Annotated in this window: 13 protein-coding genes and 1 tRNA gene; 6 read left to right on the top strand and 8 right to left on the bottom strand. The window is 69.7% G+C overall.

What is annotated here, in order from left to right; translation table 11 throughout:
• Positions 1 to 127: 127 nt before the first annotated feature.
• Positions 128 to 1,039, bottom strand: a complete 912-nt coding sequence (locus ML01_RS00300; protein WP_254045092.1) for a diguanylate cyclase — start codon at positions 1,037 to 1,039, stop codon at positions 128 to 130.
• Entirely contained in the window at positions 1,032 to 1,652 is a 621-nt protein-coding gene (locus tag ML01_RS00295; RefSeq protein WP_216819080.1) for an Hpt domain-containing protein, read from the bottom strand. Before ML01_RS00295 ends, ML01_RS00300 begins: the two co-directional genes overlap by 8 nt.
• A 266-nt stretch (positions 1,653 to 1,918) precedes the next feature.
• Between ML01_RS00295 and ML01_RS00290 the strand changes: the two genes are divergently transcribed.
• The 3 genes from ML01_RS00290 (at position 1,919) to ML01_RS00280 (ending at position 4,789) form a co-directional block, all read left to right on the top strand.
• Positions 1,919 to 3,427 carry a mannose-1-phosphate guanylyltransferase/mannose-6-phosphate isomerase gene (locus ML01_RS00290; protein ID WP_058553394.1) on the top strand — a complete coding sequence of 503 codons (1,509 nt, stop codon included), beginning with the start codon at positions 1,919 to 1,921 and terminating at the stop codon, positions 3,425 to 3,427.
• Between the two features lie 76 nt (positions 3,428 to 3,503).
• Positions 3,504 to 4,595 carry a redox-regulated ATPase YchF gene (gene ychF, locus ML01_RS00285; protein ID WP_058553393.1) on the top strand — a complete coding sequence of 364 codons (1,092 nt, stop codon included), beginning with the start codon at positions 3,504 to 3,506 and terminating at the stop codon, positions 4,593 to 4,595.
• Positions 4,596 to 4,712: 117 nt separating this feature from the next.
• A tRNA-Met gene (locus ML01_RS00280) sits at positions 4,713 to 4,789 on the top strand.
• A gap of 149 nt (positions 4,790 to 4,938) precedes the next feature.
• On the opposite strand, the gene ML01_RS26695 is transcribed toward ML01_RS00280, so the two are convergent.
• Both ML01_RS26695 and ML01_RS00275 read right to left on the bottom strand, forming a co-directional pair.
• On the bottom strand, positions 4,939 to 5,067 hold the full coding sequence (locus ML01_RS26695; RefSeq protein ID WP_082673834.1) for a type II toxin-antitoxin system MqsA family antitoxin: 129 nt from the start codon (positions 5,065 to 5,067) through the stop codon (positions 4,939 to 4,941).
• Between the two features lie 155 nt (positions 5,068 to 5,222).
• The gene (locus ML01_RS00275) at positions 5,223 to 6,785 is read right to left on the bottom strand and encodes an alpha/beta fold hydrolase (protein WP_058553392.1); all 1,563 of its coding nucleotides are present in this window, start codon (positions 6,783 to 6,785) and stop codon (positions 5,223 to 5,225) included.
• Positions 6,786 to 7,023: 238 nt separating this feature from the next.
• Here ML01_RS00275 and soxA point away from each other — a divergent pair, with 238 nt between their 5' ends.
• The 3 genes from soxA (at position 7,024) to ML01_RS00260 (ending at position 9,499) form a co-directional block, all read left to right on the top strand.
• Positions 7,024 to 7,869 carry a sulfur oxidation c-type cytochrome SoxA gene (gene soxA, locus ML01_RS00270; protein ID WP_058553391.1) on the top strand — a complete coding sequence of 282 codons (846 nt, stop codon included), beginning with the start codon at positions 7,024 to 7,026 and terminating at the stop codon, positions 7,867 to 7,869.
• Positions 7,870 to 7,883: 14 nt separating this feature from the next.
• Positions 7,884 to 8,630 carry a sulfur oxidation c-type cytochrome SoxX gene (soxX, locus tag ML01_RS00265; protein WP_254045091.1) on the top strand — a complete coding sequence of 249 codons (747 nt, stop codon included), beginning with the start codon at positions 7,884 to 7,886 and terminating at the stop codon, positions 8,628 to 8,630.
• 176 nt (positions 8,631 to 8,806) lie between these two features.
• Positions 8,807 to 9,499 (top strand): type I-MYXAN CRISPR-associated protein Cas6/Cmx6, encoded by a 693-nt coding sequence (locus tag ML01_RS00260; protein WP_058553389.1) that lies wholly within the window; start codon positions 8,807 to 8,809, stop codon positions 9,497 to 9,499.
• Positions 9,500 to 9,528: 29 nt separating this feature from the next.
• Here ML01_RS00260 and ML01_RS00255 read toward each other — a convergent pair whose 3' ends face one another.
• The 4 genes from ML01_RS00255 to ML01_RS00240 all read right to left on the bottom strand — a co-directional run bounded on the left by ML01_RS00255 (position 9,529) and on the right by ML01_RS00240 (position 15,144).
• Positions 9,529 to 11,085, bottom strand: coding sequence for an alkaline phosphatase (locus ML01_RS00255; protein ID WP_058553388.1), 1,557 nt, complete (start codon positions 11,083 to 11,085; stop codon positions 9,529 to 9,531).
• A 317-nt stretch (positions 11,086 to 11,402) separates the two neighbouring features.
• A complete protein-coding gene (locus ML01_RS00250) occupies positions 11,403 to 12,191 on the bottom strand; it encodes a hypothetical protein (RefSeq protein ID WP_058553387.1) in 789 nt (262 codons plus the stop codon).
• A complete protein-coding gene (locus tag ML01_RS00245; RefSeq protein ID WP_216819079.1) occupies positions 12,175 to 14,412 on the bottom strand; it encodes a heavy metal translocating P-type ATPase in 2,238 nt (745 codons plus the stop codon). Before ML01_RS00245 ends, ML01_RS00250 begins: the two co-directional genes overlap by 17 nt.
• Before the next feature lie 360 nt (positions 14,413 to 14,772).
• The gene (locus ML01_RS00240; protein ID WP_058553386.1) at positions 14,773 to 15,144 is read right to left on the bottom strand and encodes a CU044_2847 family protein; all 372 of its coding nucleotides are present in this window, start codon (positions 15,142 to 15,144) and stop codon (positions 14,773 to 14,775) included.
• Positions 15,145 to 15,458: the final 314 nt, after the last annotated feature.

Below are 15,458 nucleotides of genomic sequence, written 5' to 3'. Positions count from 1 at the left end.
CGGGCTGCGGCGCCGCCGCTCACTGCGGCCCTGGCCACTGCGGTACTGCGGTTGCGCAACTTGACACATCGCCCCGGCTCTTGCCCGAGCCGTGACGCTGGGTCTTCAAGGGCGGGCCGATGGCCGGTCAGTCTTGGTGTCGTAGGCGCCGCACGCGGTTGCGGCCCTCGCGTTTGGCCTCAAACAGCCGATCGTCCGCGAGGCGCAACAGACCGTCCAGGTCTTCAGCGCCGTCGCAGCGCAGCGCGAGCCCGATGCTCACCGTCATGTGCAGATCCGGTTGCGGCGGCGCGAAGCGCAGACCCTCGACGGCGACACGGATCGACTCTGCCAACTGCTCCACCGCGTCTAGGCTGCAGCGCGGCGCCAGCAGCGCGAACTCCTCACCGCCCAGCCGACCGAACAAGTGTGTCGGCGGCAGCAGGGCGCGCACCACGTCGGCGAAGCGGCGCAGTGCCGCGTCGCCGACGGCGTGCCCGTGGTTGTCGTTGACGTGCTTGAAGTGGTCGATATCCAGCATCAGCGCGGCCAGCGGCGCGTCGTCCGTCTGGGCGTCGTGGAACAGTCTGGCTGCCTGCTCGAAGAACGCGCGGCGGTTGTGCACGCCGGTGAGATCATCGGTGACGGCCGTGCGCCGCAACTGCTCCATGGCGCGCCGGTGTTCCACTTGGATGCGCACGCGAGCCAGCAGCTCGCGGGAGCGGAACGGCTTGGTGACGTAGTCGCCGCCGCCGACATCGAAGGCGCGTACGAGGCTCGCCTCATCGGTCTTGGCCGTGATGAACAGGATCGGGATGTCGCGCCAGCGCGGGTCGGCCTTGATCCGGGTGCAGACCTCGTAGCCGTCGATGCCGGGCATGACGATGTCGAGCAGGATCACGTCCGGGGTCTCGTGCCGCAGCAGATCGAGCGCGCTGTGGCCGTCGAGCGCGACGATCACGTCGTAGTCGGCGAGCAGGCCGAGCAGGATGTCGAGGTTGCTCTCGTTGTCGTCGACCACGAGCAGCTTGGCGCGCGCCGCGTCCATGCCGTCATCCATGCGGTCGCTGCTCCAGGACGCACAGCGCGTCGCGCAGCCGGTACCCGGCCACCAGCGCGGCGACATCTTCGAGCAAGGGTTGCAGCGGCGTCCCGGCAGCGCGGGACTTGAGCTCGGCGACCGCCGCCTTGGCCTCCCGGGCGCGGCCATGGCGGAGCCACTCGGCAAGCTCGTCCAGCCGCACCGCAAGCAGGGCGGGCGGCAGCGGCTCGCGTTGTGGTTCGCTGTCCATCGGGTCTGCCGCAGCGGGCGGCAACGCGGATATCACGGCATCGCAGAGCCTGGGCAGCGCGCGCTCGATCTGTTGTGCAACGGCGACGGCGTCCGCCGGGGCCGGTCCGTCTTGGCGCAGCAGCTCGCACAGCGCGGCCGCGAGCCCGCACAAGTCCTCGGCGCCGAGATTGCCGAGCATGCCCTTCAGATCATGCGCGCGACCCAGTGCGGCTGCCTTGTCCGTGCCGAGCAACGCGGGCAGACCGTCGGCGGCGCCGCGCTGGGTCGTGGCGAACCGGCGCAGGATCGACGCCGTCAGGGACGCGTCGCCATCGACGCGCTCGCTGAGCGCGCTGATGCTCAGCCCGGCGATGTCGGCAGGTGACAGATGTTTCACCATGGCGCTCGGTCGTGGTCGATGGTGGCAGTTGCGCCAGCGCTTGCAGTTGCCCAGCATGACGCTTGCGCGCCCGGCGACGGTGGGCGGGTCTTCCTCCGCTGCTCTCCGGTAGGATACCAACTCCGGCAAACCACCAGCCCACCAACCTGACCAGCAACCTGAGTCGCCCCGGCACGGCCGCTGTCTCGGCGCCGGAAATTGACCCTGTGTGCGGTGGTTGCTTTAATCCGCTACCGCTTCTTCCTTCCGGCTTCCGCGAGAACCGCATGTCCCTACTCCCCGTCATTCTCTCCGGTGGCTCCGGCACGCGGCTTTGGCCGCTGTCACGCGAGGCTTATCCGAAGCAGTTCTTGCCCTTGGCCGGGGAGCATACGATGCTCCAGGCAACGGTGCAGCGGCTCGATCGCCTGGCCGAGGAGCACCCGCGGCTGGGGCTCCATGTGCAGGACCCCCTCGTGGTCTGCAACGAGGCGCACCGGTTCCTGGTGGCCGAGCAGTTTCGCGTGCTTGGCCGCAGCACCGCTGGCATCCTGCTGGAGCCCGTCGGCCGCAATACCGCCCCGGCGCTGACACTCGCCGCGCTGGCAGCCGTCGCCGGCGACGCGGCCCGGGCCGACCCCGTGCTGCTGGTGATGCCGGCGGATCACATCATCGCCGATGCGCCCGGCTTCCGCGCAGCGGTGGCCGACGGCTATTTGCTGGCCGCGGACGGTGCCGTCATCACCTTCGGCATCGTGCCGACCAAGCCGGAGACGGGCTACGGCTACATCCGCCAGGGCGAGCCCCACGCCCGCGCGGGCTTGGCCGGCGCGGCGTATCGGCTGCACGCCTTTGTCGAAAAGCCCGACCTTGCCACCGCCGAGGGCTACCTCGCCTCCGGTGAATACCTCTGGAACAGCGGCCTCTTCATGCTGCGGGCGTCGGTGTGGCTCAGGCTGATCCGCCGCCTCCGCCCCGACATCCTGGCGGCCTGCGAGGCCGCGCTCGCGGGCGGTAGCCGCGACGGGGACTTTTTGCGCCTCGATACCGCGAGTTTCGAGGCTTGTCCGAGCGACTCCATCGACTACGCGGTCATGGAGCGGCTGTCCGCGGATGTCGCCGAGCATGGCGCCGATCTGCCGGCGGCCCTGGTGCTGCCGCTGTCCGTCGGCTGGTCCGACGTCGGCGCCTGGTCCGCGTTGTGGGAGGTACGCGAGCACGACGCCGCCGGCAACGTGCTCGACGGCGACGCCTTCGTGCACGATGCCGAGAACAACCTGGTGCTGGCCCAGCACCGCATGGTCGCCGCCGTCGGCGTCAACAACTGCATCATCGTCGAGACGCCCGACGCCGTGCTGGTGGCGGACAGGAACCGAGCCCAAGACGTGAAGGCCGTGACCCAGTTCCTGAAGAACGCGCAGCGCAGCGAGCACCGCCATCATCAGCGCGTGCACCGACCCTGGGGTGCCTTCGAGTCCATCGACGCGGGCGAGCGCTACCAGGTCAAGCGGCTCACCGTGAGCCCCGGCGAGTCCTTATCGCTGCAGATGCACCACCATCGTGCGGAGCACTGGATCGTCGTGTCCGGCACTGCCCGGGTCACCTGCGCCGACAAGACCTTCCTGCTCGCCGAGAACCAGTCCACCTACATTCCGGTCGGCGCTACGCACCGGCTGGAGAATCCGGGCAAGGTGCCGCTCGAGATCATCGAGGTGCAGTCGGGAGGTTACCTCGGCGAGGACGACATCGTTCGGTTCGAGGACGTCTACAACCGCACGCCGGGCGAGGGCTGCTGAATCGGCCCGAGCCCGTGGATCGCGGCTGGGCTATCATGGCCGGCTTTCCGTCGAACCTTTCCATCGGTCTTTCGTCATGGGCTTCAAATGCGGAATCGTGGGCCTGCCGAACGTCGGCAAGTCCACGCTGTTCAACGCGCTGACCCGCTCCGGCATCGCGGCGGAGAACTATCCCTTCTGCACCATCGACCCCAACGTCGGCGTGGTGCCGCTGCCGGATGCGCGCCTCGATGCCATCGCCGCCATCGTCAAGCCCGCGAGCATCGTGCCGACGACCATGCAGTTCGTGGACATCGCCGGGCTCGTCGCCGGTGCGTCCCGCGGCGAGGGGCTCGGCAACAAGTTCCTCGCCAACATCCGCGAGACCGACGCCGTCGCGCACGTGGTGCGCTGCTTCGAGGATGACGACGTAACCCACGTCGCCGGCAGCGTCGACCCGGTGCGCGACATCGAGATCATCGACACCGAGCTGGCGCTGGCGGACCTCGAAACCGTCGGCAAGGGGCTCGATCGCGCCATGAAGGCCTCGAAGACCGGCGACAAGTCCCAGCTCGTGCGCAAGGCGCTCCTGGAGCGCGTCGCCGCGCATCTCGACGAAGGTCGGCCGGTGCGCGCCATGGACCTCGGCGAGGACGAGCGCGCCGGCCTGCGGGATCTCTTTCTGCTCACGGCCAAGCCCACCATGATCGTCGCCAACGTTGCCGACGACGGCTTCGAGAACAACCCGCTGCTCGATCGAGTGCGCGAGCACGCCGCCCGCGAAGGCGCCGAGGTGGTGCCCGTCTGCGCCGCCATCGAGTCGGAGATCGTCGAGCTGGACGAGGACGGGCGCGCCGAGTTCCTCGCGGACTTGGGGCTGGACGAGCCCGGCCTCAACCGCGTCGTGCGCGCCGGTTACCGGCTGCTCGGGCTTGAGACCTATTTCACCGCCGGCCCCAAGGAGTGCCGCGCCTGGACCATCCCGCAGGGCGCCACCGCGCCGCAGGCCGCCGCCGTCATCCACACCGACTTCGAGCGCGGCTTCATTCGCGCCGAGGTCATCGGCTACGACGATTTCATCGCTTGCAAGGGCGAGCAGGGCGCCAAGGAGGCCGGCAAGCTCCGCAGCGAGGGCAAGGACTACATCGTCCGCGACGGCGACGTCGTCCACTTCCGGTTCAATGTGTAGCCTGGGGCAGGGCCGAGGGCCGAGGGCCGAGGGCTGAGGAGGAAGAACTGCCGGCGGAAGGCCAAGTCCCCGTGCTTGACGGAGGCAAGCCGGCCGGCTAAAGTTCGCGGTCTTTCCGGCTACGTAGCTCAGTTGGTTAGAGCGCGGCACTCATAATGCCGATGTCGCTAGTTCGAATCTAGCCGTAGCCACCAGATAACCGAAACGAATCAGCCGCCTACTGGCGGCTTTTTTGTGTTCGCGCTAGCCCGATTGTGCGCGCCCCCAGCGCCCCCAGCGCCCCCAGCGCCCCCCGCGCCTCCCCCATCGCCAGCACGCGCTCCGTCATGGCCTCGTCCAGGTACTATTCGCCGCAGTTGTCGCAGACCATCGCCGGCACCTGGTTGACGACGACAGTCGCGCCGTCCCGTTCCAGCGTCACTGTCACGGTGCCGGGCCGGGGTTCGCTCTGCTTGCAGATCACGCAATGCATCATTGGCTCCGGGTTCTGACCTGGTCGTCCCACAATGTCGGGTCGGGCCGATAAGCGGTTACCACCGCGCAGGTGCCGTCAACCGGGCTTCTAGGGTCGGCTGCGCGGTTGCAAGACTGTACACGGTGGCTAGGGGCAGGCCACGTGCAGCAGCCTTAGAACCGCCCGAGCACGATCCAGATCATGAGTGCGAGCGCAGGCGGCAGGAGCCAGCCCCAGGGCGTCAGCAGCGTGAGTCCGGCCACCAGCACGGCCAACATCCCGAGTAGCCCCGGCAGCAGCACGTCGCCGTACTTGGCGAACAGCGTGAAGGCGGCCGATGGCTTCGCTGGTGCCGGCAGGTCGGCGCGCGCGAGCGGCTCGCCGGTGAGCAGGAAGTCGGCTATCGAGTCCGTGTTCTGCCCGCTCAGCATGGCGCCGTGGCCACCGGTGTAGCGGTTGTAGCCGATCAGGTCCCGGTCGCCGTACTCGAAGCCGTCGGCGCCGCCGGCCCCGAGGCTGCGCATGCCGAGCCGATGCAGCACGCGGCAGAGCACGCCGACGGGCCAATCCTCCGAGCCCATGTCGCAGCGCAGCCGCTGCACCTGCTGTCGCGCGCCGATGACCTGCTGCCAGGGGTAGTCCGCCGGCAGCAGGCTCGCGGCAAGGTAGACTCGCTCGAAGCGCAACCGGGGGAAGCGGCGCAGCACCTCGCCCAAGATGTAGGTGCCGTTGCTGTGGCCCGCATAGCAGAAGGTCGCGCTCGGGTTGCGCGCGAGCTGCTCGCTGATCTGGTCAACGAACCAGGGCACCAGGTTGTTCCGCGCGCGGGTGCTGAGAAACCGCCGGGCGGACAGGTAGCCGTAGGTGGGCACGATGACCTTGGCCTGCGGGTCGCGTTGCTCAAGCTGCTCCGCGACGCGCTGGAAGCACTCGCGCGAGTCGCGGATGCCGTGCATCAGAAAGAACACCCGTGTCGCCTCGGCCGGGGTGGTCACCTCCACGTCCGCCTGGGACGCGCCCAGGAAGGCGCGCACCAGCGCCGTCGAGGTGTTGGCGTTGGGCCGGACGATGCTCGCATGCGTCGCCCCCGGCACGCGCACCGGCGTCGCGTTCGGGAACTCCTCCAGGTCGATGACGTCCTCCGGGCGGATGAAGGGGTCGTTGGTGCCAAGCAGGTGAATGACCCGCGGCTGGTTCGACTCGTTGCGGTTGAACAGCACCCAGTCGATGCGCAGCCGCGAGATGTAGTCTGCACCGCGCAGCATCGCCCGCAGCATGCCGCCGAAACCGAGGGCGCTTGCCAGGCGCATCAGCGGCGCGAGCCAGATCCGCTGCCGCCACGGGACGAAGTGGGCGCTGAACCCGCGCCCGAAGGCGCCGAGCAGCACGATCCGCGTCACGAGCCCGGGCCAGACATCCGTGCGGCCCACCTTGGCGCCATAGCCGGAGGCATCCAGAAAGGCCCGGCGCACCAGCGTGCTGCCCATGCTGTGGCCGGCGAGGATGATGCGCGCGACCTGGGTGCGGTGGGCGTAGACGTAGTTCTCGATGGTCGCGTTCAGGTTCTCGGCGATGCCTTCCGGGTCGCGGTTGCTGAGCGGCGAGAGCCGATAGTCGAAGTCCAGCCAAAGCGCATCGGCGAGGTCCGTCTCCCGCAGCAAAAGCTCCTTCAGCGGCGCGAGGTTCGCGGGATCTCCGCGGTAGTCCGGCACCAGTACGACCAGGGTCTTGCTCATTATCGGGGCTCCTCGGGGCAGACGGCTTCGGCCAGCGCACCGTTCGCGGTTCGCGGACACTGGACCGGCGTTGCGAAAAATTCGTTACTACGCACGAATTGTCCGTCGTGTGCGCCGCCGCGACGACCACATGATGAGCCGTCAGTGCCGCGGGGGTCCTTTTCTGCTCCTTTGCGCTCGACCCGCCCCGCCGCTGTCCCACAACTACAACCCCGAGGAACCGGGAGGAGACCTATCCATGCTGAGATTAACCCTATGCGCGGCCTGCCTGGCGGCATGCCTCTCCACCGTGGTGCTCGCAGACAGCCAATGGCGTGCGCCGGAAGAGGTTCTGCAAGCGCTCATCGACGACAACGAGTCCGCGTATCTGACCCAGAGTGAGCAGAACATCATGATGATGCCGGACAACGCGGCCCTATGGGTCGCGGAGGAAGGCGCAGCGCTGTTCAGCGAGCCCCGTGGCCCGAACAACGTGTCGCTTGAGACCTGCGACCTGGGCAAGGGGCCCGGCGTTGTCGACGGCGCCTATGTCGAGCTGCCGCGCTTCTTCGCGGACACCGGCCGGGTCATGGACCTCGAGACCCGGCTTGCGCACTGCATGACGACGATTCAGGGCTTCTCGGCGGACGACCCGGAGGTCAAGACCCGCCATGGCTCCGACTCGGACATGATGAAGCTCCAGACCTTCATCGCCTATCGATCCAGCGGCCTGCCCTGGAACCCGCCGCTGGAGCATCCGCTGGAGCAGGCCATGCGCGACGCCGGCGAGGCGCTGTTCTTCCGCCGCGCCGGCACGTCCGACTTCAGTTGCAGCACCTGTCACGGCCAGTCCGGCAAGCGTATCCGTGCGTCCGTGCTGCCGAGCGTCAACGAGCCGCACGAGTGGAGCAAGGCCATCTCCTGGCCGGCTTATCGCGTCGGCCAGCAGGAGGTGCGCAGCAGCAATCACCGCATCCGCGGCTGCTACTGGCAGATGCGCCAGCCGCAGAGCATCTCGGGCTCCGACGCCGCCATCGCGTTGATGTCCTTCTGGACCGACGCCGCGCGGGGCCAGCCCGCGATCCTTCCGGACAAGAAGCGTTGAGGACAAGAACAGCCATGAGCGTAGACCGCATGATGATCCGATACCCCACCCTTGTGGCCGCAGCGACTGCAGCGCTGCTCGCCCTGCCCGCCGCCACCGCCGCACCGCCCTCGCCGCAGGCCGCCTACACGGCCATGAGCCCGGAAGAGCTCGCGGACTATCTGATCTTCGAGGCCGGCGGCTTCGACCTGGAAGCTGGCACCCAGACCGGCGGCACCGCGCGCGAGCGCATGGTGCAGGACCGCACCCAGAAGGTCTGCTCCGCCATCGCCCGCGCCGGCGCGCAGCTCGACCGCGCGACGGCCGCCAAGATCAGCGCCCTGGCGGACGCCTCCATTGTCTTGCCGGAGGATGGTTTGAAGCTCGGCGACTGGCAGCGCGGCGAGGCGGTCGCGCGCTCCGGCTTCGGCTATCGCATCGGCCACAACCCGGACGACCACGACAGTCAGCCCCCCGGCGGCAACTGCTACGCCTGCCATCAGCTCGACCCGAACGAGACCGCGTACGGCACCGTCGGCCCGAGCCTGACCGGTTATGGCCGGCTGCGCGGCACGAGCGAGCCGATGCTCAAGCACACCTACCAAATCCTGTACAACGCGCACCTGTTCTTTCCGTGCACGACCATGCCGCGCTTCGGCCACCACGGCACGCTGACGCCGGAGCAGATGGCCGACGTCATGGCCTATCTGCTCGATCCGGAGTCGCCGGTGAACCAGGACCTACCCCAAACCGTGGAGGCTGACGCGGCGGCGCAGGACTGACCGGCCCGCCGGCGCTTGCTCCCGAGGGGCGCCGGCGGCCGCTGGGTCTCGGTGCTTGGGACGCGCACCGCCTGCAGCCTGCCGGCTCAATGGGTGAGCCGGCGGCCGTGCTACAACGACGTTGACGCTGATCAACTCGTTTCGGCCAACCGGCCGCCCGGCAGGGAGGAACGTCGATGCCCCTTTATTGCTGTGCCGACTCCAAGGCACCCGTCGTCATCTCTTCGACGGTAGATGTGCGGTTTCTGGTCCAGGGCCAGCCGCTCGACCTCATTGCGCCCGAGGCGCTCTACCGCGCGCTGTGCCGGGCACCGCGCTGCGGGGATTGGTTCGCAGCGACGGACGTACTCGCGATCGCGGCCGTGCAGGTGGACGCGGCGGAGGGCCGCAGTGGCGCCGGCGAGGGCGCCCGATCACTGCTGCTGCGCCTGCCCGCGGAAGATCTGCCGTGCGTGCTCGGTCTGGCAGGCGGCGTCCTCTACGTCGATGGATTGGAGGTCCGTTTCGCTCCACAGGCACTGGTGGAAGCGATCAAGCCCTGCGCGGTGCTGCACTCCCCTTGGGTCACGCTCGCGACGGCGCAGAACGGGCCGGACTGGCTCGGGCCTCGGCGCTCGGCGCGCGGCGTCGGCGGCGACACGCTGGCCGGCTTCGCCGCGGCGCTGAGCGATGAGCTCGACGCGCTTGAGGTTGAGGCCCTGGTCTCGCTGGAGCCGGCACCTGCGCAGCCGCCGCTGCAGGAAAGGCCCTGCTGCGCCGTCACGCTGAGCGGCTTGAGCCCTGACGACAGCGTGCACCTGCAGGAGGCGGGCTTGGGCGAGCTGCGCAAGCTCGGCTGCGGCATCTTCCGCCCGCATCGGCAGCGCTGAATCCCCGCGCGGATGCGCGCGCGGCGCTGTCAGCCCGCCACCGGCCCCGCGCGCCCGTGCTCGACGGTGAAGGTCGCCAGGGTGTCGCAGGGTGCCTCGGGCTCGCGCACGCTCGCCACCCCTTGCAGCTCGGCCGTGAGCCGCTCCGGCCTCAGTGTGAGTCGCAGATAGCCCCGGTGCAGGCCGGTGGCGTAGTGGATATGCGGGTTCTCACGCAATGCGGCCTGGATGTGGTCCTCCGGGGGCGGACGCGAGCTGATGGACGTGCCGACGAATTCACTCGCGACCGTTGGGGAGCGCGCATTGCCGAAGTCCGGCTTCAAGTCCGCGACCCAGAACGAGTGCACGTCGCCGCCGAGCACCACGGGATTGGCGCAGACGTCCTGGGCGAACAGGTCGAGCAGCCGCTGCCGGGCGGCCGGATAGCCGTCCCAGCCGTCGGAGAAAAATCGCTCCCCCGGCCCCTCGCGGCCATCGGCCTCAGCCATCAGCGTCTGCTGGCCGAGCAGGTTCCAGCGGGCGGCGGAGCCGCGCAGACCGGCGGCGAGCCAGCGCTCTTGGCGCTCGCCAAGCAGCGTCGCCGCCGGATTCAACCGCTCGGCGCAGTCGCCGCCGATCATATTGGAGCCGGCGCGGCCGGGCTTCGGGCAGGGCTGCGGGCTGCGGTACTGGCGATCGTCCAGCATGTGCAGGCGCGCAAGCCTGCCGTAGTCCAGGCGGGTGTAGATGCGCATGTGCGGGCCGAACGGGACCATGCCGCGCGGCAGCGGCATGTGCTCGTAGTAGGCGCGGTAGGCCGCCGCGCGGCGGGCGAGGAACCACGCCGGCTCGTCGTCGTCCTGCGACAACGCGCCGGCGTAGTCGTTGTCCACCTCGTGGTCGTCCCAGACCACGAGCCAGGGGCAGCTCGCGTGCGCGGCCTGCAGCGCCGGGTCGGACTTGTACAGGGCGTAGTGCCGGCGATAGTCCTCCAAGGTCACCGGCTCCACGTGCCCCTGGGAGCGCACCAGGTCGGCCCCGCCCGGGTGCTCGTAGATGTAGTCGCCCAGGTGCAGAAACAGATCCAGGCCATCGGCCGCCACATGCCGGTAGGCGCTGTAGTAGCCGTGGGCATAGTGCTGGCAAGAGCCCACCCCGAGGCGAAGCTGCGCCGCGGTCGCATCGAGCGGCGGCGCGGTGCGCGTGCGCCCCACGGGGCTCGTGGCACCGCCGGTATGAAATCGGTACCAGTAGTCGTGATCCGGCGCCAGGCCGTAGGGCTCGACATGCACCGCGTGCGCCCAGTCCGGCGTCGCGTACACGGTGCCGGCGGCGGCGATGTCGCGAAAGCCCTGGTCCCGCGCGAGCTCCCAGCGCACCGGCACGTTCACGGGCGGCATGCCGCCGGCGGGCGCAAGCGGCTCCGGCGCGAGACGCGTCCAGAGCACCATGCCGTCCGGCCGCGGGTAACCGGATGCGACGCCCAAGCTGAAGGGGTCGCGCGCGAAGGTCGGCGCGGCGAGCAGCGGGGTGGCGACGCCCGCGAGCGGCAGGCTCGCGAGGGCGCGGAGCAGGTCGCGCCTGCTGAAGCCTTGGGGCGGAAACATTGCTTGGCCCTCGACGCAGCGCGCAGGATTGTGCCCGGTGCTCCCCGGCGTCTGCGCCCATGAAGAACTCCGAATACAGCCGCAAGCCGGGCGGTCGGCTGCGGTGCTGCTCGCCTTCGGGCTGATCGACGGATCGGCTTTCGCCCGACGGCAGGGCGACGAGGTTACCAAGCGGATGTGTCCGCTTCATGTCGGCGCGGGCGGCGACCGCCGCGTGCACCCGCGCCAAGGGGGCTAAGGGCTAAGGGCCGAGGAGGGCACCTTGGCCCTTGGCCCTCAAGCATAGGGTCACCGGCGGCGCGGCGACGGCAGCAGGATCAATCGCCGGGACGCGCCGTCGCGGCCTCGTTGCCGATGCCGAGCGGCGGCTGCGTGCCGATGCCGCCGATCTCGACGATGACCTGCGCGGCCTGCGCCCGAGTCAGATACAGCCGCAAGCCATCGTCGCTGGTGATGACGATGCGCTCTTGGTCGCCGCCATCGAGGTCGGCAACGGCCTGCGCGGGCGCGATGGACTCCAGGACCAGGGTGCTGCCGGGGCGGATGCCCAGCGCCTCGATCTGTTCCCGCGCGGCCTTGCCGCCAAGGATAGCGGTGACGAAGAAGGGGTGATCCCGGCGCGCGTTTGCGAACTGCACGTTGCGGCCGTTCAGCTCGCCCCAGAGCTTGGCGGCGACGCTCTCGGTGAAATGCACGCGGCGATGCTGGCCCAGGCGCGCCGTGTAGCGCATGGGCGGGATCTTGCGCAGGAGCTGCACGCGGTCGTTCTCGTGCAGCCCGAGCGTGGCGAGCCCCGCCTCCAGTCCGGCGCCGCTGGTGAGGCCCTCGATGTGGCCGGCCTCGCCGGGCAGCATCTCGATGATGGGGGTCTTGTGGCCGTCGTCGTGGTGCACGATGACCTTGGCCGCCATGCCGGCGGACAGGGTCGCCTCGCCCTGGGGGCCAAGTATCCGCACCGGCGCCAGAACGACCTCCTCGTCCTCGCGGTGCAGCAGGGAGCCGCGATGCAGCCCCAACCGCGCAAGGCGGACATCGAGCTGGCACTGCATCACCGCGGCGAGCCTGAGCGCCTCGCCCACCGGTGCCTGGTCAAGCGAAATCTGCATCGCGCGCCTCCGCGTTGGCTGAGTGCTCAAGGTGCCGCGCGCCCGTCGCGGCGAGCGCGGCCGGGGCCGCGTCGTCCGCGTTGCCGGCATCGATGTCGTCCGCGGCCTCATCCGGCGGCTCAGCGCCGTCGTCGCCGACTGCGACCGGCAGCGTGAGCGCCCGGCCGGTGCGCCCGGCCAGGGCGGCGTAGCCGAGGATACCGACGGTGCTGCCGTTGTGGATCGTCGCCGCGGCCACGGGCGGCAGCAGGCCGGCGACGGCCAGCGCCATGGTGGCGCTGTTGATGCCGATCGATGCAACCGCGCACTGCTTGAGTACGGCCTGTGTGTGCCGCGCCGTGGCGACGGCCACCACCAGCGCGTCCAGGTCCGGGCGCATCAGCACCACCTGGGCGGCCTCGCGGGCGAGGTCGGCGCCGTTCGGCATGCTGATGCCGACATCGGCGCTGACCAGCGCCGGGGCGTCGTTGACGCCGTCGCCGAGGAAGGCGACACGGCGGCCTTCGGCCTGGAGGCGGCGGACGGCGACGGCCTTGTCCTCCGGCTTTAGCTCCCACAGCACCTCGTCGATGTCGGGCAATGCGCGGCCGAGCGCGCGGCCGGCATCGCGGTGATCGCCGGTGAGCACCACGGTGCGAATGATCCCCAAGCGCTTCAGGTCCGCAAGCGCCCGCACCGCCTCCGGGCGGATGCGGTCGCGCAGCGCGATGAGGCCCACCAGCTCGCCGTCGCGTGCGACGTAGAGCAGCGACTTGCCGGCGCCGTAGAGGTCCGCCTCCAGTGCATCGGCGGCGGTGCAGTCCACGCCCTCGTCGTCTTCCAGGAAGTGCCGGCTGCCCACCAGCACGCGCTGATCGTCTACAAAAGCGGACACGCCGTGCGCGACGACGAAGTCCACCTGGCTGATGGGCGGCAGCGCCAAGCGGCGCGCGGCGGCGGCGTTGACCACGGCGCGCGCCACGGGGTGGTCATAGTGCTCCTCGGCGCCGGCGGCCAGGGCGAGCAGGCCGTCCTCGTGCAGCTCGGCGAAGGCGATCAGGTCCGCCACCTGCATGTCGCCGGTGGTGAGGGTGCCGGTCTTGTCGAACACCAGCGTGTCCACCCGGTCCAGATCCTCGAGCGCCTGCGCGCCCTTGAACAGCACGCCGGCGCGGCTCGCCGCGTAGAGGTTGCTGCGCACCGCGACGGGGTTCGAGAGCTTGATGGCGCAGGAGTAGTCCACCGTCAGCACCGAGGCCGCCCGGCCCAGATCCCGCGTCAGCGCGTACACGACGAGCCCGGTGGCAAAGGTGAGCGGCACCAGCCGGTCGGCGAGTCGGGTGCTCTGCTCCTCGCCGCTGGAGCGGGTGCGCAGCGCCGTCTCCAGAAAGCGGTTGATGCGCGCCATCGAGGTCTCGGCCCCCACCTGCTCGGCGCTGATGCGGATGTGACCCTCGTGGATGACGGAGCCCGACAGCACTGCGCTGCCGGCGCCCACCGGCACCGGCAGCGACTCGCCGGTGAGGCTCGCCTGGTCCACGGCGGCTTCGCCGTCTAGAACCCGGCCGTCCACGGGGATCAGCTCCCCGGGGCCGCAGACGACGACGTCGCCGATCTGCACCTCGGCGAGCGGCAGCTTGGTCTCGACGCCGTTGCGGACCACCCACACCGACTCGGTCTGCGGCGTCAGCAGGCGCTTCAGCAGATCGTTGGAGCGCTGCTCCGATGTCGCCTCCACGTACTCGCCCCAGTTCAGCAGTGCGCCGATGGCGTTGGCGGTGAAATAGTCGCCGCGCAACAGCGACAGGAGCTTGGCCGAGCCGTCGAGCACCTCCACGCGCACCCCGTCCTCGACCAGCGTGTCCACGCCCTTCGCCATGGTCGGCAGCGCCAGGGTCCAGCTCACGAGGATGCGCAGCGGCAACGGCAGGAGCGGCGTCGCCAGCGCGAGCAGCGTCGTCGCAATGGCGCGAAACGGGTCGGGCGGCTGCTCGCGCACGGCGTCCGGGCGGTAGGCGTCGTCCGGGATGTTGGCGAGCGCCGTCAGCACCCGGGTGCGGGTCGCGGCGTCGCCGTCGAAGTCCACGACAATGCAGCGCGCGCCGCGATTGATGCGCACGCGGGCGACGCCGGACAGCGCCGCCACCAGAGCACTGAGATAGGCGAGGTCGAGGCAGGGGTGGGCGATGACGCCGCCGCGCAGCCGCAGGCGCCTGGGTTGCGCATTGACGACCTGGAACACCGATCGGGGGATCGGCTTGCAAGATCGCGAAGACAACGAACGAGCCTCCTGCCTGGTCAACGAAGGGTTGGCGTGTCGGCGCAGGGCGCCGCGGGGCTGGTCAGCGGCAACGGAAACTCCGGCAGGGCATCGGCTGTGTCTGGGGCCAAGGCCAACAGCTCCGGGTTGATCGGCGATTGAGAGACTGGAACCAATCGCTTCAATGAGCCCGTTCAACACCCCGAATCGCGCGCTTGCGAAGTCTAGCGCACCTGCGAATGCTTTGCATTTGCTGTTCGTTGAGGGCTGATTCTGGGATGCAGGCGGTCGTTGTTCGGCAGGTGATTGCGGATCAGCCCCGGCCCGTGGTGCCGGCGGGCATCAAGCCTTAGGGTCCAGCGCCAGGCGCTGGTTGCGCCGCGACAGGTTGCACTGCACCGTGATCTTGAGCGTGCCGGCCGCGTCGCCCCTGGTGATGAAGGGCACGCCGGCCTCGCCGCCGAGGCTGACGCCGAAGGCCAGCGTGACCAGCTCGATCTCGGCGTTCGTCTCCTGCAGCGCGGCCACGGCGCCGTCGACAAAGCCGCGCAGCGTCTGCTGCACTTGGCCCAAGTCCGCGCGCCAGGCGCCCTCGCGGCCCGAGCGGGCGTAGCCGGGGGCACCGATGGCGGAGCGCGGCACCGACACCTCGTCGTCGATCTCCACCAGCACCGTACGGCCGTCGCCAAGGTCAAGCTCGATGAGTTTCGCCATGTCCCAGCCTGCTATGGACGCTTCTATGGACGTTTCTATGGACGTTTCGTCACAGCGCGCCAGTGTAACCGAAGCGCCGCGGCGACCTGAGCAAAAGGGCCGAGGGCCGAGGGCCAAGGGATGCCTCCTCGGCCCTCGGCCCTCGGCCCTTTGGTGAGGCTCTGCCTCGCTAGTGTTGATGCACGGCAAGGTTTTCCGCACACCACTCGCGCCGGCTTGCGTCATGTCAGCGCGCGGGGGCCGGCGCTGGACGATGCTTAGCAGCCAAGGTCTTGCGGCGCGCAGTGAGCTCCGCCATCCACCGAACGCCTGCC

The organism is Thiohalocapsa sp. ML1 (assembly GCF_001469165.1).
Lineage (GTDB): Bacteria > Pseudomonadota > Gammaproteobacteria > Chromatiales > Chromatiaceae > Thiohalocapsa.
The sequence above is the reverse complement of the archived record's forward strand: the minus strand, read 5'-3'. Positions and strand labels throughout refer to the sequence as shown.